The sequence below is a fragment of the Methanosarcina baikalica genome (assembly GCF_031461075.1).
GTDB classification, from domain to species: domain Archaea; phylum Halobacteriota; class Methanosarcinia; order Methanosarcinales; family Methanosarcinaceae; genus Methanosarcina; species Methanosarcina baikalica.
Window position 1 is genome coordinate 40067 of record NZ_JAVKPK010000017.1, and the last position, 21145, is coordinate 61211.

At 37.8% G+C, this 21145-nt stretch carries 17 protein-coding genes and 1 tRNA gene; 7 read left to right on the plus strand and 11 right to left on the minus strand.

Features of this window, described 5'->3' with window-relative positions:
• Nucleotides 1–143: 143 nt before the first annotated feature.
• Nucleotides 144–1046, minus strand: coding sequence for a pantoate kinase (locus tag RG963_RS05850; protein WP_310575337.1), 903 nt, complete (start codon nt 1044–1046; stop codon nt 144–146).
• 170 nt (nt 1047–1216) lie between these two features.
• The gene (gene coaBC, locus RG963_RS05855) at nt 1217–2476 is read right to left on the minus strand and encodes a bifunctional phosphopantothenoylcysteine decarboxylase/phosphopantothenate--cysteine ligase CoaBC (protein WP_310575357.1); all 1260 of its coding nucleotides are present in this window, start codon (nt 2474–2476) and stop codon (nt 1217–1219) included.
• 381 nt (nt 2477–2857) lie between these two features.
• Here coaBC and RG963_RS05860 point away from each other — a divergent pair, with 381 nt between their 5' ends.
• The gene (locus RG963_RS05860; RefSeq protein ID WP_310575338.1) at nt 2858–3898 is read left to right on the plus strand and encodes a Vms1/Ankzf1 family peptidyl-tRNA hydrolase; all 1041 of its coding nucleotides are present in this window, start codon (nt 2858–2860) and stop codon (nt 3896–3898) included.
• 558 nt (nt 3899–4456) lie between these two features.
• Here the strand turns inward: RG963_RS05860 and RG963_RS05865 are convergent.
• The 3 genes from RG963_RS05865 to RG963_RS05875 form a co-directional block, all read right to left on the minus strand.
• Complete coding sequence (locus tag RG963_RS05865; RefSeq protein WP_310575339.1) at nt 4457–5089, minus strand: DUF4238 domain-containing protein; 633 nt, start codon at nt 5087–5089, stop codon at nt 4457–4459.
• A 165-nt stretch (nt 5090–5254) separates the two neighbouring features.
• On the minus strand, nt 5255–5623 hold the full coding sequence (locus RG963_RS05870; RefSeq protein ID WP_310575340.1) for a DUF4238 domain-containing protein: 369 nt from the start codon (nt 5621–5623) through the stop codon (nt 5255–5257).
• Between the two features lie 263 nt (nt 5624–5886).
• Nucleotides 5887–6630 (minus strand): Abi-alpha family protein, encoded by a 744-nt coding sequence (locus RG963_RS05875; RefSeq protein ID WP_310575341.1) that lies wholly within the window; start codon nt 6628–6630, stop codon nt 5887–5889.
• A 1432-nt stretch (nt 6631–8062) separates the two neighbouring features.
• Between RG963_RS05875 and RG963_RS05880 the strand changes: the two genes are divergently transcribed.
• From RG963_RS05880 to RG963_RS05890, 3 genes are all read left to right on the plus strand, one after another.
• Complete coding sequence (locus tag RG963_RS05880; protein WP_310575342.1) at nt 8063–8722, plus strand: YoaK family protein; 660 nt, start codon at nt 8063–8065, stop codon at nt 8720–8722.
• A 147-nt stretch (nt 8723–8869) separates the two neighbouring features.
• Complete coding sequence (locus RG963_RS05885) at nt 8870–9661, plus strand: 23S rRNA (uridine(2552)-2'-O)-methyltransferase (RefSeq protein ID WP_310575343.1); 792 nt, start codon at nt 8870–8872, stop codon at nt 9659–9661.
• A 98-nt stretch (nt 9662–9759) separates the two neighbouring features.
• A complete protein-coding gene (locus RG963_RS05890; RefSeq protein WP_310575344.1) occupies nt 9760–10413 on the plus strand; it encodes a histidinol phosphate phosphatase domain-containing protein in 654 nt (217 codons plus the stop codon).
• Nucleotides 10414–10785: 372 nt separating this feature from the next.
• Here the strand turns inward: RG963_RS05890 and RG963_RS05895 are convergent, their stop codons facing one another.
• Nucleotides 10786–12240: a right-handed parallel beta-helix repeat-containing protein gene (locus RG963_RS05895; protein ID WP_310575345.1), complete on the minus strand. Its 1455-nt coding sequence runs from the start codon at nt 12238–12240 to the stop codon at nt 10786–10788.
• 1420 nt (nt 12241–13660) lie between these two features.
• Between RG963_RS05895 and RG963_RS05900 the strand changes: the two genes are divergently transcribed.
• Nucleotides 13661–14566 carry a DUF2971 domain-containing protein gene (locus RG963_RS05900; protein ID WP_310575346.1) on the plus strand — a complete coding sequence of 302 codons (906 nt, stop codon included), beginning with the start codon at nt 13661–13663 and terminating at the stop codon, nt 14564–14566.
• A 34-nt stretch (nt 14567–14600) separates the two neighbouring features.
• On the opposite strand, the gene RG963_RS05905 is transcribed toward RG963_RS05900, so the two are convergent.
• Together RG963_RS05905 and RG963_RS05910 are read right to left on the minus strand one after the other, a co-directional pair.
• Nucleotides 14601–14813, minus strand: a complete 213-nt coding sequence (locus RG963_RS05905; protein WP_310575347.1) for a hypothetical protein — start codon at nt 14811–14813, stop codon at nt 14601–14603.
• 8 nt (nt 14814–14821) lie between these two features.
• The gene (locus RG963_RS05910) at nt 14822–15154 is read right to left on the minus strand and encodes a transposase (protein ID WP_310575348.1); all 333 of its coding nucleotides are present in this window, start codon (nt 15152–15154) and stop codon (nt 14822–14824) included.
• 533 nt (nt 15155–15687) lie between these two features.
• Here RG963_RS05910 and RG963_RS05915 point away from each other — a divergent pair.
• Nucleotides 15688–15930, plus strand: a complete 243-nt coding sequence (locus tag RG963_RS05915) for a hypothetical protein (RefSeq protein ID WP_310575349.1) — start codon at nt 15688–15690, stop codon at nt 15928–15930.
• A gap of 657 nt (nt 15931–16587) precedes the next feature.
• On the opposite strand, the gene RG963_RS05920 is transcribed toward RG963_RS05915, so the two are convergent.
• From RG963_RS05920 to RG963_RS05930, 3 genes are all read right to left on the minus strand, one after another.
• Nucleotides 16588–16670, minus strand: a tRNA-Leu gene (locus tag RG963_RS05920).
• A gap of 120 nt (nt 16671–16790) precedes the next feature.
• Complete coding sequence (gene cutA, locus RG963_RS05925; protein ID WP_310575350.1) at nt 16791–17132, minus strand: divalent-cation tolerance protein CutA; 342 nt, start codon at nt 17130–17132, stop codon at nt 16791–16793.
• Nucleotides 17133–17297: 165 nt separating this feature from the next.
• Nucleotides 17298–18938 carry a HEAT repeat domain-containing protein gene (locus RG963_RS05930; RefSeq protein ID WP_310575351.1) on the minus strand — a complete coding sequence of 547 codons (1641 nt, stop codon included), beginning with the start codon at nt 18936–18938 and terminating at the stop codon, nt 17298–17300.
• An 813-nt stretch (nt 18939–19751) separates the two neighbouring features.
• On the opposite strand from RG963_RS05930, the gene RG963_RS05935 reads away from it, so the two are divergent.
• Complete coding sequence (locus RG963_RS05935; protein WP_310575352.1) at nt 19752–20501, plus strand: carbonic anhydrase; 750 nt, start codon at nt 19752–19754, stop codon at nt 20499–20501.
• The last annotated feature ends 644 nt before the right edge of the window (nt 20502–21145 follow it).

A 21145-nucleotide genomic window follows, 5' to 3' on the forward strand; every position in this document is an offset into this window, starting at 1 on the left:
GACTGGGTATCATCTATTTGACCACAGTTTTCTATTTCTATTCTATTTAAGCTATGGGGATCTGCTGATGTAGCAAATTTTCTGCCAATATTTCTATCTCCTGCCTGGCATTAAAAAAAGTAAATAAAGTTTCGCCCTGAGGCTCAATCGTACATCAATTTCGGCAAACAGGTGCTTATACCGTATTCCAGCACCTGCCCGAATTCCTGGAGGGCTTCATAGAGAGGAAATTCCTGGCAGGAGGGGGAAATTGCAAAGACCGTATCCCCTAGCATTGCCTGAGAAGCAAACCCTCCGGTTGCGTTTGCAGCTTCAATCACATCTTTTGCCCTGCTGCTCATAAGACCGGTTTTACTTGCAAACATTTTTGCCTGCTGCATGAAATTCTCAAGAGTAGGTTTTTTAAGCAATTCGGACATGGCTGCTTTTCCTGCAGTATTAATTTTCCCGGTTGCAGCTTCGTCCCTCAGCACTGAACCAGTGGAAATCTCGCCAAGCACAATGCAAAAAACCCTGGCTTCGGGAGCCGGGATCCTGTCCACAAGTCCGAATTCAGGCCCTCCGGGCTGCAGTCTAATGACTACCCCTCCGTTGGACTGGGCAGCAATATCCCCAAGTCCGCTGCAGTTGACAACCTCTGCCACATGTGCATATTCGGTCAGGCTTTTTACGGTCTGGTTCAGGGAAAGTGCCCTGTTCAGGGCATAGGCTGTCCCGAGAGCCCCTGCACCCGAAGCTCCAAACCCGCATCCGGTTGGGATTTCTGCCCAGCTTTTAATCCTTACAGGCACATCAGTCATCATGTCTGCGACTGTCCGCGTAGTCCTGCCTTTAACACTTTTTCCATTAAGGAATATTTCGGTTTTCTCTACGGATTTCCCAACCTTTACTTCGGTGGTAACTCCCCCATTCAGGACAATTCCGCAGCCTGTAGAACCTTTCCGATGAGGGTCTTCATGCTCGTGAATCTGGAAAAAACCTGTGATATGTCCCGGAGCATAGGCTTTTGCCAGAAAATCTGCTCCTTCACTCTCATATGTGTACATAGAAAACGCCTACAATTTCAATCATTTTTTCAAATTTCGTTCCTGTTTTGCAGAATACCTTACAGAATACTTTGCAGGATATTCAGATATATTCAACATTGAACACAGCTTAATGCGTTTATGGAGCTTCAACTTTAAGATGGGGATTTATACCTTCATGGTATTTTTTGTTATTTTAAAAGCCCGGTTACCTCTTCAAGGACGCAGGCTGCAAGTTTGCGTTTATCTCCGCTTACGTGCCTGGGCTCACCTTTTTCCCGTCCGAGCAGGTAAAGTTCGTTTTCCTCTGTGCCCATTCCACCTTTTCCGACATCATTTGCTGCAATGAGATCCAGTTTTGACCCTTCAAGGGTTGAAGTTGCCCTCCTGAGGAGCTCCTCTCTTCCAACCCCGGCTTCAGCCTTGAAACCTATGATCACAAGGTCAGGGTACTTTTCACGGCATTCTTTTATCAGTTTGCGAGTTGGTTTCAGTCTCAACACAAGTTCTCCTCCCGATTTGATCTTTTCGGGAGAAGGTTCGGCTGTATAGTCTGCTATCGCTGCCGAGCTGATCAGGACATCGTACCCTTTCTGCAGTTCCGAGAGTACGGCATCTGTCATTTCGGCGGCGCTCTCTACAAAAATTTCCCTGATTCCTGCAAACCCCAGCCGGTTCCTATGTACGAGGGTTACATCAGCTCCACTGCGGTAAGCTTCAAGAGCAAGTTCTCTTCCGGTTTTCCCTGAAGCCCGGTTCGTGAGGATGCGGATCGGATCCAGACTTTCGGCAGTTGAACCGCTTGTGATAATTACCTTTCGTTTTTCAAGGCCTCTTTTTCCGAGAGTCCTTTCGACTTCTAGCACTATTTCTTCGTTTGATGCAATTTTTGCTATCCCTTCTTCCAGTTTGGGACCTACGATAGAGATTCCCCAGCCTCTCAATTTTGCTATATTCTCAGCTACAGCCGGGTGCCTGTACATTGACTCGTGCATCGCGGGCACAACCATTAAAGGTACGCCTGAGCCAAGGGCAGTTGTTGTAAAAGAGGTGACAGTGGTATCGTCTATTCCATATGCGATTTTTCCTATGGTGTTTGCTGTTGCAGGGGCTATCAGGAGAAGATCGGCTCTGCCCTTCAGTCCGCAGAATTCCACATGTTCAACCCTGCCTCCAAGTTCAGTAATTACAGGGTTTCCGGTGGCATAGTGCAGGGCATCAGGGTGCAGGATATGCGTGGCAGCCTCTGTCATAACAGGATGGACATCAGCTCCGTTTCTTATCAGTTCTCTTGCAAGTTCAACTACCCTGACTGCTCCGATACTCCCTGTAACGCCAAGAACTATAGTTTTTCCGGCAAGAGAAGAGCTCTTCTGTCCCTGGATCCAGAGCGTTGGATGAAATTTTTCAGCTCCGGATCTGGCGGCATTTTGCCTTTCTTCTTTATCCATATTATTTACTTTATCCGGTTCCTTTTGACCGGGATTTTCCTGGTTAGGGCACTTCTGGTCCGTCTGATTTTGAAAGTCTTTCAATGGGGTTTTCATTCAGGCACCGGATTAATTTATAATAATTAAGTAAGTATGGAAATTGGCTTTCTTTTCAGGAAATCCTGAAAAACAGATTGACATTAAATACGATATTCATAAAACTTTCGAAATGCGAAGAATTAAAACTGATACATAGGCTTTATTTTATTAGTAAGTCCGCACATCTAGGCTAAAATAAGTTATAGGCTAAAATAAGTTATAGGCTAAAATAAGTTATAGGCTAAAATAAGTTATAGCTTCAATCAAAGCCGGAGAATTATCAGAGCCAGGGAAGGGAGGCAGATGAACGACAAAAAAACAAAAAGAGAAAACACTGCAGATACGAAAAAGGGCTTGAGTAGTTTCATAGGAAAAATTTCAGGAAAAGGACAGCTCGAGCTTGAGATTGACCGGCTCAACTCCGTAATAGTTAAAATGGAACTGGACCTGCGCACTACAAAAAACCAGCTTGAAAAGAAAGAGGCTCTTGCGAGGCAGGCAGTTGCAGACAGGCAGGAAGCTGAAGCCCGTTTAAACCAGGAGCGTATTCGAAACCAGACTCTCTCTCACGAGCTTGAAACTATCAGAATTGAGTCCCAGGGCAAACTGGAGTTTCGCGAAATTGAAACGCTGAGTCCGCAAGCTGTTCAGGCTTACCTTTCCAAACTTAGTTCATTCAGGACTCCTGCAGACGACCTTTTGACTGCTTATTTGCCTCCTGGAACTCGCCTCTCAGCCGTGCTGAGTGAAAAAACCCTTGATCTGGTAGAAGAAGAGACTCTTAACCTCCTTGACAGGCTTGATCCTGAAACTGGTATTGTACTTTTCTATGATTTTCATCGCATGGTCTGCGAAGCCATAGTCCCTCCTGTCCCGGTCCCTTCCCCGTCCTGGCAGCTTGGGGACAGTTTTGAGACTTCTTTCCTCAAAGAGATTTTGAATAAGAACTATCGCCTGCTCGTCCTTGTGCTACATGCAGGTGAGTCTTTCATCGGTTTTGCTCCTGATGCCAGAGTCTTCGATATCGAAGAGCTTGTCCATAGCAGCGTCAAGGAAAAACACAGCAAAGGAGGTTTTAGCCAGCGCCGCTTCGAACGCCTCAGAGAAGAGGATATTGCCCATCATATGAACAAAGTATTTGAAGCCCTGGATAAAGTCCTCGAAGAAAATTCTCTTATAGACTGCGTTATTATGAGTGGAGATCCCCAGCTTATAAGGGAAATCCAGAGACGTCTGCCCCTTAACCTTGAGATAATTGAAAAACCATCTGATATAAAGGTCGAAAAATCCGGCGGTGAAGAGATTCTCAGAACGTTTTTAAGCTCCAGACGATATCTGCTGTAAAGCGAGGGCATTTGCTGTAAAGTGCCGAAAAAGATGTGTTGCAAAGTTCCCAAAAAGCTAGAAGTCAGACCTGTTTAGACGAGATCCTCAATACGATTATTGTAGTAATCTCGAAAATCAATCCGGACTATATTCTGCCCCATATCCGCTGATGATACTCAAAGAAAGGCTTCCCAAAGTTGCGGAGGTATAAATCTTTATTCCTTTTCTCTTTTTAACTCTATTTTCAAACTAATTATTATTTATACTCATATTATCCTTGAATTTAACCTGGTATCCTACTTTCGGCAGGTCGACATTTAATTTTTAATAATTTTTAATATCGACCTGCCGAAAGTAGGCTGGATGTTTCAGTTTAATGGTTGTTGATCTTTTAGGCCGTTCGCATCAATAAAATATCTCAATTTCCCACTGTGTGGGTATTACTTCTTTTAACTCTTTTAGCCTAATTCTTGAGCATTAAACTACATCCAGTCTATATTCTGAAGTGGTCTTATTCACCTTTGTATTTTATCTCAGGCTTCGTGTGGTGATGTCCCTGGATATTAGCGTGGATCATCAATAATGCGTACTATTGGTAAATTCATTAGCAGGAGAAATATCATCATATGAGAAGATCTGTCTCATTGAGTTATCTACCTGAAGCTTATTTTTTTCTATAACATTTTGAATGTCAGTATCTAATATTCTAGATGGGTATTCATAAAAAGATAGATCATACATTAGTAAACAAATTTTTGGAGTTAATGGAAAGTATATTTTACATCCTTCTCGGATTTGATGAGGTTCGTTTTGATCAATTTCAGTTATATTTTCTATAGCAAAAGGATTGTCCGAAGTCCAATAAGTTAAATTAGTCTTATTTATATATAATGTCCAACCCAAACCAAAAAAAACTTTCAATGCAACTTCACTATTAAGCACATTAAGTATATGTAAATATTTTAGAAAAAAGTCATCATAATAAAAAAGGGCTAAATGTCTTATATATTCAACAGAATTTGTCATTGCTATTTGTTTTTTTACAAAATTAAGAATTATGTTTTTAATAAAGTTTCTTTGTGCTTTCGTTCTTTTCCATTGGTATATGAGAAACGTGGAAGTCACAGCTCTTTCATAATCACTAAGTTGAGATATATCTTCTAAATCTATTATTTTCCTATATATCCCTAATTTGACAGAAGCATACATTTTTTAATGTATAAATGGGCTTCATGCTTCTGTTTTCTACATACAATTCAAATTTATATCTTGTGTTTATTGATTTTTGACATTTTCATTTTATAAAAATATAATGTGTCGATGCAACGTGTTTTTTGTAAGAAAATACTGTATTAATTAGCAGGATCTGTCAAATTAGGGATATATTTTACTAAACTCATTTTCATTAACATTAAAAAGAATCTCAGGAGGCTTAATAAATATTGGTTCTTCGTCATCCCTTAATTCAATGAAATCTTTTACAGTGTTTATTTTTTTAAGTTTTTTACCAGATTTCGATTCATTAATAAGAGATTCATAATAAGAATTTGGAATTCTATCAATTAGATCATTAAAGTAATCTTCACAGCAAACATTCTGAACGTTTGTTTGAAAAGTTTTCTTGAAGACTTTATCGAATGTGTATATATAATATTCTTTACCTCTCTTATTGGAAAATTGTCTTAAATAAAACTGTGGCACATAGTGGTGACTTATTGGTTGTTGATTATTCGATTTATTCATAAGTTCTCCGTAATATTAACTGCATAAACATACTTTTGCAAAATTACGATGTAATTTATTCTGAAGTTATATATACAGATCAAAGCTCATTGGGGGTGGCAAGCTAGGACTCCTAAACGTAAGCAAAACTTTCTTCTTTTTTCATCAATTTTAAACCTGTTTTCCCATTTGGCCTGTACAAATTCTATAACTTATCCAAAAAAGCCGGAAATTCGATATCTAATTAGCTTGGATACATATCATGGAGAAGATTGAAGGCGGTTTCAATCCCGGCCTTCTAACTCATTTGTTTCCATACAAGCTTCAACAAGAGCTATGCCTAAAGGTGTTATAGCAACCCACATAGGATCATTTAGCATTGAAGGTACAGTTTCATCTTCTCCGACTACTATTGAGCTTTGTTGACCAAAATATCTTAAGCATTCAACTCTCATTAAATTATGGTAACTTATAGTTAGCTCTTCTTCATGTACATTCAAGTACTTGTAAATAGTTTCCAGCTTCACTACAATTTTTGACATATACATTTTTATGGACTCTTGGTTTACAGTGTCAACTTTTCTTAAAGTTTCATGGTAAGCAAATTCCAATACTTTGGCGTCTAAAGGAGTAAGATTTTTGATAATATCAATGTATGCATAGTGGAATTCGACGTTAATATTTGGATCTAAACTGTTTGCTATCAATTTGCACCAAATTTCTCGCAAATCATCATTATCTTCTAAAAGAGCCTGATCTATAAGCGGTATTCCAAGTTTTGGAGTGATCATTCTTAAAGTTTTACAGCCTCTCTCCTTGAGTATTGCGTTAACCTTATCTTGTATTTTTACTAGATTCTCCCACCGGTCGAATTTTCTATTATCTACCCATTTCCCAGCCAATTCCATAAGTGGTTCATCTATATATTTCGCGATGAACCCTGGTACATTACTTACCTTTTCTACCACGGTTGTGGCAAGTTTTGCACCTTCAGTAGTAGCTTTTACCCATTCTTCCATATCAGACATAAGAGTGAGTTATTATTTTTTTCATTAATTATGTATTTCGGTTTTTCAGGATCTCTTGCAGTGAACAAATATCCAAGCTAGGTTCAAAAACCCGAAATTCAAGGGCTAATTAGTTCCAATACATACTAGTGTCTAGGAAATTTAGTTATGAGTCATCATAATTAAGAAAGGGACTACGTATGAGGATTGTTACAGGACTTCTGCAAGGTAAGTTCACATTGACTGATGATGGGAAAGCCGTAAGACCTGGTGAAACGGTCAGTCAGGACGAATTATTGGGTACAATTAAAGAATAAAATAGACTCGTATAACAGCTTTTTCACAAAACAGCGTAAGGTGAGAGGGTAATACTGTAACTTATGGCATTACCCTCTCCCACACCCTCCGGCAATTCATCCGTGACTTGACCTCCTTCCTTTTCTTTTTATGCACGCACGATAAGCACGCATAAATATTGCACCCGCACGTAATATAGTACAAAATCACATTAAAGGTAAAACTTACCATCTAGCCGTTTAAAAACGTATAGAATTTTCTACATGGGTTTTCCATATAACCAGTTACCTCAACTTACATTCTAGGTTGTCATTCTTCCAATTAGTTTGCTCATTTACTTGCTACCTTCCGTAGATTATGACAGAACAAAAATCACAAAAGAGATGAAACTAATTGCTTTGTTATCACTTCTTTGTGTTGCTATTCCAATAATTGTGCAAACAGTTAAGATAAGGATAGGATTGATCGATGAGATTATGATTCAATTTTTCTGGTCAGAAATATTCTCAGACAGAGGACTGATGGGTTTCTTCCTGTTAATGCCCATACTAAGCATTTTGTATGTAAGGCATTATTATGGAACGAAAGGAAACATTATTGAGGATTTTACGTGAACACATAAATTTTTCATTATTTAGTAACTTCACGTTTTCATTTTAGAATTGGCTTTATAATCCCATATTCCAAACAATCAGACAACATAGGTACATAAACATTTGAACTAAATATTCATTACTCCTTAATAAATATTAACGGGTTATGATCATATCTTCAACTAATTTTTAGCCTTATAGCAATCGAAATATCATCAAGTCGACGCAAAAAAGTGAGCCTGTTTTTTCTGCGAAACATTCATCTCTTTTTTGCGAAACATTCATCTCTATATCTATGCAAGCACACGAGAAAGTGGAAGAAGAATTAATTGAAGTTCTTTTTTATAATATTCAAATAGATTAGAATTCTTACAAAGCCAAAGTTTTTAAATTAATCTTTAAGAGAGCTTAAGAGATTCTTTTATATAATATAAAATAACTTAAATATAATTATGAGACAGGCTCGTTACCATTAAATAGAGTTCTTTGAATTCAGAATGATAGAGATGCCAATATTGAAAAATGAAAGAAAAATACTTCTGCGTAATTTTACCTCTGAATCTGTGGAGCTTGGAATACTCCTTGCAATTGTAGGGGGATTTCTGGATGCTTATACATTCATAGGGAGAGGCGGTGTTTTCGCCAATGCCCAGACAGGAAATGTCGTGCTTATGGGCATAGAAGCTGCAACAGGAGAATGGAGACAAGCAGTACTTCACGCGGTACCTATTCTGGCATTTATAGTCGGAGTAGTGGTTGCCGAGATGATTAAAAAACCTTCAATGCGCCTGTTTATACCGGATTCCGAAAGAGCAGTTTTAATTCTTGAAATTGCAGTCCTTTTTATCATAGGTTTTATACCTTACACGAGCCCGAATATCATTGTAACTGTTGCGGTTTCATTTGTCTCTTCGGTTCAGGTATCTTCATTTCGCAAACTGGTTGGTTCTATTTATAGCACAACAATGATTACAGGAAACTTGCGTGCAGCTACACAGGAAGCTTATATCTTTTTCACAAAAAAAGACAATGAATCGGCTCTGCGAGCCATCCGATACTCTACGATTAACCTCTCTTTTCTAGCAGGCGCTATTTTGGGAGGGCTGCTTACGTCATTTATCGGCGTTAAAGCAGTATGGATAGCTGTAATCGTATTAATTTGCTCTGTAATTTTGTTCAGCAGAGACGAACGTAAGAATAAGAATGCTGATATTGAAGTATAAGATTGAGAGATTAATGATAGCAGAACGACAGCAGATTAGTGAATAAGTGGTAACACATCAGGAGATTATTGACAAAAGATCAGTGAATTAGTGACAAAACTACTTTTGCGCAATCTATATCAGCTTTCAATGCAGGGAAGGTAAGCAATGGCAAGAGATAGAAGAGATTATTATTATCATCAGGCAAAACAGGAAGGTTACCGGTCCAGGGCTTCCTTCAAGCTCAAACAGATCAATGAAAAGCACCGTATTATCAATCGAGGAGACTCGGTTGTGGATTTAGGCGCAGCTCCTGGAGGATGGCTGCAAGTTGCAAAGGAGCTGTCTGGGGGAAAAGTCCTTGGCGTAGATTTACAGAGAATCGAGCCTATCCAGGGAGTCGAGACCATTCAGGGCGACATAAACGCAGATTCAACAATAAAGAAGATTATCCAGATCGTAGGGGCAAAAGGAGCTGATGTGGTGCTCTGTGATGCAGCCCCCAATTTGTCAGGAAACTGGTCTTATGACCATGCGAGGTCAATTGAACTTGCTACCTCAGCACTGGAATGTGCGAAAAAGATCCTGAAACCTAAAGGGAATTTCGTTGTTAAGGTCTTCCAGGGAGACATGTTTAACGATTATATGCAAAATGTCAGAGGGAATTTTGTTAAAACAGCTGCTTATTCTCCGCAAGCGTCGCGATCCCAGAGTGCGGAAATCTATGTTATCGGGAAGAAATACCTTACAGCTCCGCTCCGCAAAGGAGATGAATTCGTTATGGATATTGAGAAGCTGGGTTCAAGCGGGGACGGGGCCGTACTTATTGAGGGGTTCGTTGTCTTCGTAAAGGAAGTCGAGGTAGGGGAAAAAGTCAGGATCAGCATAACAGATGTCAAGCCGAATTTTGCTTTTGCAGATGTTGCAGAAAGGCTTGGAAAATCCGAGAAGTCGGAATAATTTCATTAGAGAGTTCAGTTAATAAAGCGAACTATATAATTTAGTGATGAAAAGTCAAGCAGTAAAGAATAAAACGAGTTTCAAATACGGTGATCCGGTTGATTGATCTTCATACTCACACAATTTTCAGCGATGGGGAACTGCTCCCCAGTGAACTTGTCCGGCGGGCTGTCATTCACGGCTATGAAGCTATTGCACTTACCGACCATGCCGATTACACAAATCTCGAACATGTTCTGGAAGCTGCAAAGAAGGCAAAATACCTGGAAGACGAATGGGATATCCGTGTTTTGCCTGGCGTTGAACTGACGCACGTGCCCCCAAGGAAGATTGCTCCCCTTGCAAAGAAAGCAAAGGATCTGGGCGCGAAAATAGTTGTAGTGCACGGGGAAACCATATCCGAACCTGTTGCACCCGGAACAAATGCAGCGTCGGTTTCCTGCGAATATGTGGACATCCTGGCTCACCCCGGCCTGATCTCTGAAGAAGACGTTCAGACAGCGGCAGAGAATAATGTTTTTCTTGAGATTACAGCCAGAAATGGGCACAACAGGACAAACGGCCATGTTTCAAGGCTTGCCCTTGAAATCGGCGCAACTCTTGTGGTGAACACTGACACCCACGCCCCTGAAAACTTGATCACCGATGAAACCGCCCTGAAAATTGCAATGGGAGCCGGGCTTACCGAATCCAGGGCAAAAGAAACGTTTAAAGCATCTAAAAAGAAGGTAGCAGAGATTGAATGGTTGTGAACTGCGGATTTTCTGCAACATATGCAAAAGCTTGATTTATCTCTACCTTAAAATTCAAACCATTCATACAATTGGATAATGGACAATGTTAACTTTCATATTCACATATTAACTTTTTTAAATTAGTTGGGCACGCATTGGCTTTAAAGATGTTATTTTATCCCATAGGACTTACGCATTCGAGGTATAAAATCAAATGCAATAACTATCATTGATTTAAATTAAGCTTTAGATATTTAACGGCTGAATGCTAATGTTTTTCAGTTCAAGTGTGTAAGTCTTATCTCAATTATAGAACCAAATTTAATTTTAAGACATGCTCTAAGAGATTCTCGAGAGATTCAAACCTTTTCTTTAGAGCTGCAGGCGGCATCATGAGCATCTTTTTAGAAAGATGGACTTTATGGTGGTCTGGTTAATATTTTTTGGAAGCTCTTCTGAAGAGTATCCTGCACCAATTTTCTGGTTTAAAAGGAGAGGATCTACATAGATATCAGTGGTTGATGCGCAGTTTAAGTAGTTACCTGCATAGTTATTGTACAAACAGTTATTTTCCAGCACAAAGGTATGTGTTTCAGGGAGATAATTAATCACTCCATACCCTGTTCCGTTAGGATCTTTATTACGTTGTTTGGTATTTGCGATAATATTATTGCGGACAATTGTTGTATATCCTGTATCTTTAGGTGAAAGGTCAATGTGACCTGAATTATTATATGTAGGATAAATGTGAGTGCCACCTGTAGGATACATGTGAACAATTGCACCATGATATACCCCATCAAAGGTATTGTTTTCGATGAGAGTATCGTAAAATCCGCTTGTCACTATACCTCCTACCCAGTCAATATGTGGATTTGTACCAGTCTTACGAAAGATATTGTGATAAATGTGGACATTCTTAGCCTCGTCCTTAGGATAAGACTTACAACAACCTATTAACCAGATTCCAGGCCCATAAGTATTTTGGATAGTATTATTATATATCTCTACATCGTTAACGACACCTGTTGTTTTCTCAATCAGAATTCCAGCGCCGCCTGCACTCCAGTGGTAAAAGGAGTCGATTTCATTATCATGGAGTTTTACATAGTTTGAGTTCCTTGATCTAAAACCGCTGTCAGTCCTGACGGTTATTTTATTGTTCCAGGCCTCTACATTCTGGCAATCTTCTGCAAAAAGACCATTATGCCCCGTTTTATATGCGGTGTTATTGTAAAACCGAATATTGTAACTACTGTCTACTTTCACCCCTTCTCCATGCCCATCATGCATGTACATATTGTGAACCTGAATGTCCGTGGAATTGAGGAAATGAATCATATTGTAATATCCGAGTCCTTTCTTTTTATCTAGATTATTGTCATGATTTCCGTCGATTTCAAATCCTTTTATAGTGACTCCGTGGATTTCGGTACTGTTAATTTGCGTTATCAGTGGCTTAAATACTGGCCAGTCCGCATTGTCTATAAGTCTAATTACGGCTGTAGGATCGCCTTCCAGGGTCGTATTATTTCCAATGAAAATACTATCCGAGATAACGTATGTATTCGGACCCTTCAAATAAACTGTCGTGAACTGCGGATTTTCTGCAACATGTGCAAGAGCTTGATTTATCTCTACCTGATCATCACTCCCATCACATGTGAATTTTTCACTTCCATCACCAGTTACCCACACAGTCTCATTTGACGGAATAAGAGGAGATATGGACTGTATGGTATGAAAAATGAATATTCCCAGTCCAATCAGGAAAATGAGATTTACAATGGAAAATCCTATTTTTTTCCAGTTTTGTCGTACGTACCTAAGATATTTTTCGTTCATTTTACCCCCTACTTTTAATTACAAACCCCAGTCTTGAAAAGATCTTGAGAGTGAATTCTTGATTGAACCTGATAAAATAAACGCATGGTTATTATTTTAAACTATATATTCAAGAGGATATTATGCTTAAGATTTTCAGTAAATTACCTCTAAATATACAGCTATATTCGGCAGCAAGCACATTAAAAAATATTGATGTTTGTTATTGTAGTTTTTTGTAGATACACTTGAAAATCAGTATCATAAGGACTAAGTATCTAATAGGATTTGGTTACATTGCAAATACTTCAGCAGATTTAAGTGATACCATGGTAATATATTAACATCAATCAATCCCTAATTTAACAGAGTCTGTTAATTAACTCAGTCTTTTGTCCCAAAAAATGCATTGCATCGACATGAAGTATTTCGAAAAAATGAAAAATGTCAAAAATCAAAAACACAAGATAGAACTTTGTTGTATGGAGAAAACAGAGGCATGAAGCCCATTTACATATTCTAAAATGCATGATTCTATCAAATTCGGGATCAATAACGGAGATTTTAGTTCTCTGAAAGGTTAGAGTAAAGTTTTAATGATGTCTACTGACTCAGTGATAAAGGAAAGTGAGAGAAATGTAATTAGAACCACTTCAAAAATAAAAACTTGAAGTTATTTTTTTACTTATACCTATGCTTTTCTAAACTCAAGAGTTTCACCGCTTGTAGGAACAAGCAGAATTCCATCGATTACATCGCTATTCAATTAAAAAAGTTATAAGAAAAACATAGCTTTGTAAAAAATCAATAGAGAAAGCCTTAAAATGAGGGATATCGTTTTCAAGGTATTGTTAATACTATTTAATTAATATGTATTACTACAATTATTGAATTCTTTGTAATGTTTACTGCCTGTTGAAATTTGTAAACCTTAATTCTACCACATATAGGGATTAACTAATTCCAATGATCAACGCCCATGATTGCGTTTCTCAACAAGAGTTTCTAACTAAAGTCAAAATGTCCCCTTCCAATTTCCCGCTGAAATCAATATAACAAATTGATGTTTGGGTCTTCAGGTATCGAATTTGGAGAATAAGCAAAAAACAAAAAATGCACTCAAACTTACGCCCTATAGGGAATAAGTTTTGTCTGAAATTTCCATTTTGTTTCATACCACATTTTCGGTATCAAAAGAAGAGATATACCTTAACATAGAAAAAAGATCTGATGAAATTGAAAGTAATAGAAAGTAGAGGAAATGCATAATTTAGTTAGAAAACGAGGTCGAAAGAACTAATCATTGAATTGGCTTACCCCCTAAGCGAGACGGAGTTAAGGATGTAAAATTAAATTAGTGAGAGCAAATTAGTTCATGACATTGATTTTAAATCGACTATGAATGAAAAAATTAATATTTGTTTTTTTACTTTTTAGTTACATGAATCAAATGATAGCCGCTGGAAAATTATTTTACAAGTACCAGCCAATAAATAAATATCTATTTGAAAATTTAAAAAATAATCAATTATACTTCAAAAATCCATGTGAATTTAATGATCCTTTCGACAGTAAAATGAAAGGTTATTATAAAGGTTCAGAACAAAAGTGGAACGAACGCTTTTCTCATTTAATTGGAAATGATATCGATTTTCAAGAATGTATTAGGACAGATGTTCTTAAACTTGATGAAACTAATGGAGATCTAATTTTTGATGAGCAGTTGGTGAAAAAATATGTAAACAAGCTACCCTTAACTTATTGTCTTTGTGAAGAAAATAACAATATTTTGATGTGGAGTCACTATGCGGATGATCACACAGGAGTGTGTCTAAGTTTCAAATCGAAATATAAACCAAAGTTGCCAGATTATGAATATGTGTTAACATTGAACTCGGAATCTGCACCGATACGTAAAGTAGTGTATAATTACACAATACCAAGCCCAATAAACTTGATGGATAAAAGTGAATTTAAACAAGTGTATAAATTTTTCTTATCAAAGTTTCAAGGTTGGGGATATGAAAAAGAATACAGAATTGTATTACTAGAGCCAAATTCACAGAACATAAACGAATTCGAAAAAGATGAATTAGAAGGTGTTATTTTTGGATTAGATATAGATTATAAAGCTGCTGACGAAGTTCGCAGAATTATAGAAGAAAATTATTTGTTAAAAGGATTTAATGTAAACTTTTATAAAGCTGAACCTATTTCTGGTGAATACAAAATTCGGATTGTCAAAATAAAAAATATTGATTATTATATACGAGTTATAAAATATAAAGAGTTGGATAAGCATTTAAGAGAATGGGTACCTCATTATACGACAGATATTATGAGATAATAAATCCGCCATATAATTTTATTTATTATCGAGCCTATCCCAAAACTTCATCTAATATCATAATTACTGCTAACATTACAACTCCAAGGTATGATATTTCTTTGATTTCATATCTTGGAAATACTTTTTTACATGACTCTATCCAGCTAAAGAACCTATTTACTGCACTTTTTTTGTATTCTTCCTGATCTACCTTTATTGGTCTTCCTCTTTTCTTTTTCTTCTGATTTCTTTTGTTTACTGGCACATTGGACTTTATTCCTCTTTTTCGGCAGGAATATCCTTTGTATCTGTAAAGCAATGAGAAAGATCTATTTTCTTCAGATCATAACCTTTGTTTAAAAGTTCATTGAAAGTCTTCTGATAAGTACCGTGTTCACACAAATAGAGATGAAATCTATGTACTGTTGACTTAGAGCCATAGCGACAGGGAACGTCTTTCCATGCACAACCTGTCATAATTACGTACAAAATACCGTTCATTAACTTTCGCAGATCTGCACGTGGCCTTCCGGTATGTGATTTCTGTGGAGGAAGATAAGGTTTTATGAATTCCCATAGAACGTCATCGATTTCATGGAATGACATAAAAATAAATATATAATTTCAATATTATATTAGTTTCGGGATAGACTCCAGATCAAAAGTACAAAGGAATTACTAACGTTCGGAGTTCAGGTTCAATGACTTAGGGAGACGACCAGATATTAGAAGGTCTGTCTGGGCAATCTTTGTATGTTGGCTTGCCTATCCCTCAGTAAAATGTATTTTGTATGAAAACTCTGAATGATAACCCATAAGCTCTCCGGAAAAGTGCAGACTGGAAGATTTACGTTCTTGGGGATTTTACATAGATAATACCCTAAATAATGGGCTGAAACTGTCACAACTGCTTAATCCCACGAATTTGAAATCTATTTAATTGAATAGGTTTCCTCTGAACTGATTCCGGAAACTATATCTCTTCTTATGCCAATCTACTTTTAATTATTTTCAAGCCTTTCTATAAAATAAAGAGAAGATGGTTGGCTATGGATAAGCCTGATATAAAAATTTTAAGTTTCATGTTCTATTTATTGATAATTTTTTCAGTTTTTGCCTGTGTTGAGGAGAGAGACTTTTTGGCTATAAGATCTCCTTCTTCCGGAGATGAGGGTAAAGCTTTTTTCATCGTTAATGAAGAAGAATCGCAGTCAGAAAATTCTCTTTACGATAATGAACCGATTTATGAGGGTCAAAATACAGGTGTACCGGCTTCCGGATTAATTGATCCCGAAACAGGAAAGGATGTTCCGGGTCCCAGCTACATAATTTCTCTGGCAGTTTTCGGGCTGGCTTATTGCCTGAAAATATACAAAAAATGAAAGTAACTGCTCAGGGTATAGTTAATGGCGATCTTTTGAGCGCCGCTAGACTACTACCCACAACAGACGAATTATTTTTATGATTTTGAAAGAGAAAAGGAAATTTTGTTAAGACAACTTCCTTAAAAGAGTTACTTATTTTTGGCTAGGGCAACTTCCAATAAATGGTTTTGCGTAAATTATACACTAGCGTACAAAAAATTCACGTTACCTATATCCCAAAATTTGGTGCGGGGAGTAGGATTTGACCCACGAATATCCTCGTAAACAGATCATAAGTCCGATGTCTTTGACATGGCTCGGCAAATATCGCACATTGGTGAGAATTTTTAAGAAATGTCTTTCTCTGCCTTACTCTTAATTTGGGGCTCTTCATTGTTTCGATGGGTAATTTACATCCATTTCCTAGATGAGAGTAACGAGTATAATATTAGAACCCATTTGTTGTTGAAAATCAAATTCAAGTTCGATGGTTCCCATTTTGACCGACCAACTTTCTAACTAAGGAATTATTTTCAACCCACAAAAAACAGCGAAGAGCAAAAATTGAAGCCCATCACTCGATTCCTGGCCACAACTCAAAAGAGGTGTATGGATCAGAAAAATATAAACTAAAACAGAATCTAAAAGATAACGAAAAAATTATAATGAGTTTAGTGCGGGAGAAGGGATTCGAACCCCTGAACGTCTGCACGAACAGATCTTGAGTCTGCCACCGTTGACCGCTTGGTTACTCCCGCATTTTATGGAATCCAATAAGGTAACGATATAACTAACATATAAAGCTAATCCTATCAATAGGCTAATCCTGTAATTTAAATTTCAAAAACATTGTCATTATTTTTATTATTTTTTCGACTTCAGAATTTAGTTTTATCGGATCTGGAAGTATCTTCTCCTGAACTATTTACATGAACCCAGTCAAGATACTCCTGTTCTCCTTCGATTCCCCAGAATTCGATTGCAGGCAGCTCATATGTATGTAACGATTTTACAAGCCTTGTGATCTCTTCGAAGCGTGAAGAATCGGTTTTTACAAACAGGGCGATCTCATTACCTTCTTCAATCTTTTCCTTCCAGCGGTAAACCGAAGATACTGGAAACATATTCACGCAGGCTGCAAGCCTCTTTGCAACCAGTTCTCTTGCAATTTCTGATGCATTCTCCATATTTCCGGCAGTAATATATACAATTCCAAGCATAGGCGTCAACATCGGTTAACTATTAATTAATTTTTTTATAGCTTTTTTAGTTTTTCTATTATCATTCTACTTTATATTTCTATTATCATTAGACTGTATCAGGAACTATTTTCATTCGTTTTCTATTTTTAATATTTATTATTATTTCCGAAATAGCGGCTAATTTTAATATTTAAACTTCAGCTTCATCCCGCAGAAGGGACAGAAATTAGGGGCAATGGAGAGCTTCAGATTCCTGGAGCAATACGGGCAGGATAATCTGATTCCTTTTTTTTCTAGAGGGCCAAAGTTTTGAGGGGTTCTGGATTCCTCAGTTTCTCCAAAAGAAACTGCGAGTTCCAACTCTTTCAGAGAATTAGTATTGTGTATATTTTCAAAAAGGTTCTCAGTTTCTATTCTAGCTTCAGCATTATCACCTAGAAGGCAGTTCCTTAGAACCGGAGCTTCATCAGGGGTTTCTACCTTATTGGGGGCTCTTACCTGCAACGGATGCGATTTATTAATTCTTTCGAGAGCTTTCAATGCAGCTTTTCGTACGGAAGTATCTGGATTTTCAGTAGCTCTGACAAGCCCTGAAACTGCCTCCTGTGTACCTATTTTCTCAAGTGAACAAATCACAACTTTCTGTATCAAACTGTCAGGATCTTCAAGGACCTTTATCAGTTCCGGAACAGCCTGTTGTGCTTTGACATCTCCGAGCGCTGAAGCTGCAGCTTCTCTAACTGCCCCTCTGGAGTCATAAAGAGCTTTTAATAGACCCGAAACAGCCTCAGGAGTGCCTGATGTTCCAAGGCCCACAACTGCAGATTCCCTGACTGAACTATCAGGGTCACTAAGAGCCTTCACGAGGCCTTTGACGGCTTCAGGTGTCCCACTTTTTCCAAGAGCGCAGGTAATCGCCTTCCTTACTGAATTATCATATATATCAAAAGCTTTAACCAATCCCAGGGCTGCTTCGGGAGAACCTATATCACCCAGGGCATCTGCAGCACGGTTTCTTAGATACCAGTCAGGATCATCCAGGGCTTTCAAAAGTCCTGAGACTGCATCAGGTGTCCCTATCTTCCAGAGGGCCTCAATTGAAATTTTTCTTACATCTCTACTGGAAGCTTCCAGCGCCCTGACGAGCACAGGTACTGAAGTTGACGCACTTAGAATCTTGCAAAGAGCCTCTGACGCAGCTTCCTGTATAGGCTGCCTCGGGTCCCTGAGTGTTTTCATCAGTTCGTCAAGTACATCCGATTTGCCTCTTTTTCCCAGCGTTTCGGCTGCTTGCTGCCTTACTTTGTTATCCGAACTTTCAATTGCCTTTACCAGGCAGAGAGCAGCTTCATAAGTGTCGATTTTCCCAAGCGCTATTATTGAAATCCTTTTCAGCGAATCATCCGGATAAGTAAGGGCTTTCTCAAGGCCATAAACGGCTTCTCTGGAACCCATTTTCATCAGAGATTTTACTGCTTCCTTCTGAACAAACTTATCCCTGTCCCCGAACCCTTTAATGATTCCTGAGATCGCTTCAGATGTGCCTATTTTTTCAAGGGAAGCAATTGCAGTCTTTTTAACAGGGCTGTCAGGATCATCAAGAGCCTTTACAAGGCCCAGAACAGCGCCCAGCGTATTGAATTTTCCAAGGGCTTCTGCAGCAGCATCTCTTACCTTTGAGTTTGAGTCTTCCAGTGCTTCAATCAGGGCAGGTAAAGCATCGGGATCTCCTATTTTTCCAAGTTCTTCTGCAGCAGTTGCTCTGTTTCCTGCAAAAACAGAACGTTCCAATTTTTTTATCATATTTTTTGTATTTTCATCCATTTTCCTTCCCCCATTTGTATAAAGATTTCCCCAGACTAACATCAAAACAAAATATTTTATTAGTTTACAGGCTTATCAACTTAAAATAAATAGAATGTCTTTCAACATGTTAAATCTAAAATTGGCGCTTTCATCCAGAGGTCTTTTAATACCGTTGCCTTGTAATTCTTTTACAGTGGGACCCATCGATTTAAATTAGGGCTTGAAAAGTTGCAAATCCTACCTATTTATACCATATAAACTCAGCTCTTAACATTGTGCATTTTTAAATATATTACATTCTAAGATATATGAAAGTTTAGATTGTGAACAGTAAACAATATATAAATGTTAGTTCCAGTGACCTTTCGAGGAAAGGCAAATCAGAGAAATAAATAAAGATAAATCAAAGGGAAGTAGCATTGCTATCAATCCGCCCACTTAAAAGTGAATTGTCTTTGCTGAAAAAAGATTGAAAAATTGGTTGGCCCTTTTTTAAGTAAGTTGGTATACTTTTTGTGATATAACCCAGGGGACGAACAAGTTCCAGACTGAAGTACCTCAAATACAGGCATATATGCAAATATTGATTCCCATGAAATTTGAAGCACCGGTTAGTGATACAATCCATATATGTTACATATAATTTTTTTTTGAATTTATGGCATTTCTGCTGAGCAGAATTTACCAGGAGTCATTACCTGGTGATAAGATTTGATTCCTGATCTATTTAAACATAATATTTATATCATTTATATTTTTTTATCTTTTTTCAAATAAAAATAGAAATGTCTATATATCTTATAATCTTCACAATGTTAATGGAGGACCTTTATGAAATTTAACAAGCAGATCTTTATAATTCTCATTTTATCCTTTTTAGTGTCCTTTGCCGCTAGCGGGTGTATCTCCCAGGGCGAAGGAGCAAAAGAGCAAAATACAAAAGAAGTACCTGCGGCTCAGTTTTCGAATATCAGGGAAAATCCAGTAACACCATGGAACTCTAAACCTACAGCACCTGTGATCGATTCCACAGCCTATGTTGATCCCCAGGCTTCAGTCATAGGAAATGTGAAAATAGGTGCCAATGTTATGATTTCCCCTATGGCATCTATCCGCAGTGATGAAGGAATGCCAATTTTAGTAGGGAATGATAGCAATGTCCAGGATGGAGTTGTGCTCCACGCCCTTGAGACAATTGACGAGGAAGGTGAGCCTGTCGAAAAGAACATTGTTGAAGTTGGCGGCGAAAAATACGCGGTGTATATAGGAGAAAATGTTTCTCTTGCCCATCAGTCCCAGATCCACGGTCCGGCTTCTGTAGGTAATGATACCTTTATCGGAATGCAAGCTTTCGTTTTCAAGGCGAAAGTGGGAAACAACTGTGTACTTGAGCCCACATCAGCAGCAATTGGCGTAACAATTCCTGACGGCAGGTATATTCCCGCAGGCACGGTTATCACTTCCCAGGCAGAAGCCGATAAGCTGCCAGAAGTTACCGAAGACTATGCATACAGGCACACGAATGAAGCCGTAATATATGTAAACGTCAACCTGGCAGAAGGGTACAATAAAGCTGCATGATTAAGGATGAGGTTGCAGCAAAGGAAAACAATAATTCAAATTTAATTCAAATCAAAAATTTATAACTTTCTCCTTGCCCGGATTTCTATCTTCCTCCGGGTAAATTTCTCTTTTGCTTCAATTTTCCTTACCTAAATTCACAATATTATTTTCCAGCTAATTTCTTAGGATTCGTCGTTTAATTTAGAGAGTCTATCCCAAAACTCCGTTTAATCTCATTATTGCTGCTAACATTACAACTCCCAAATAGGATGTCTCTTTGATTTCAAATCTTGAAAATACTTTCTTACATGACTCTATCCAGCTAAAGAACCTCTCTACTGTACATTTTTTTGTATTCTTCCTGATCTACCTTTATTGGTCGTCCTCTCTTCTTATTCTTCTGATTCCTTTTGTTTACTGGTATATTGGACTTTATTCTTTTTTTTCGGCAGGAACATCCTTTGTATCAATAAAGCAATGAGAAAGATCTATTTTCTTCAAATCATAACCTTTGTTTAAAAGTTCATTGAAAATCTTCTGATAAGTGCTGTGTTCATACAAATAGAATAGTTTAGAAGAAGAAAACACGATTATTGTTAATTAACAGCAGTTTTCCTTCCTAAAATTTAAATGGAATTTTTGAAGTGTATATAAAGATAATT

Excerpts from the sequence above, each read along its gene's own strand:
- RG963_RS05850 (WP_310575337.1), bottom strand. The coding sequence starts at position 1,046 with ATGTACACATATGAGAGTGAAGGAGCAGATTTTCTGGCAAAAGCCTAT.
- coaBC (WP_310575357.1), bottom strand. The coding sequence starts at position 2,476 with ATGGATAAAGAAGAAAGGCAAAATGCCGCCAGATCCGGAGCTGAAAAA.
- RG963_RS05860 (WP_310575338.1), top strand. The coding sequence starts at position 2,858 with ATGAACGACAAAAAAACAAAAAGAGAAAACACTGCAGATACGAAAAAG.
- RG963_RS05865 (WP_310575339.1), bottom strand. The coding sequence starts at position 5,089 with ATGTATGCTTCTGTCAAATTAGGGATATATAGGAAAATAATAGATTTA.
- RG963_RS05870 (WP_310575340.1), bottom strand. The coding sequence starts at position 5,623 with ATGAATAAATCGAATAATCAACAACCAATAAGTCACCACTATGTGCCA.
- RG963_RS05875 (WP_310575341.1), bottom strand. The coding sequence starts at position 6,630 with ATGTCTGATATGGAAGAATGGGTAAAAGCTACTACTGAAGGTGCAAAA.
- RG963_RS05885 (WP_310575343.1), top strand. The coding sequence starts at position 8,870 with ATGGCAAGAGATAGAAGAGATTATTATTATCATCAGGCAAAACAGGAA.
- RG963_RS05895 (WP_310575345.1), bottom strand. The coding sequence starts at position 12,240 with ATGAACGAAAAATATCTTAGGTACGTACGACAAAACTGGAAAAAAATA.
- RG963_RS05900 (WP_310575346.1), top strand. The coding sequence starts at position 13,661 with ATGAATCAAATGATAGCCGCTGGAAAATTATTTTACAAGTACCAGCCA.
- RG963_RS05910 (WP_310575348.1), bottom strand. The coding sequence starts at position 15,154 with ATGTCATTCCATGAAATCGATGACGTTCTATGGGAATTCATAAAACCT.
- cutA (WP_310575350.1), bottom strand. The coding sequence starts at position 17,132 with ATGCTTGGAATTGTATATATTACTGCCGGAAATATGGAGAATGCATCA.
- RG963_RS05930 (WP_310575351.1), bottom strand. The coding sequence starts at position 18,938 with ATGGATGAAAATACAAAAAATATGATAAAAAAATTGGAACGTTCTGTT.
- RG963_RS05935 (WP_310575352.1), top strand. The coding sequence starts at position 19,752 with ATGAAATTTAACAAGCAGATCTTTATAATTCTCATTTTATCCTTTTTA.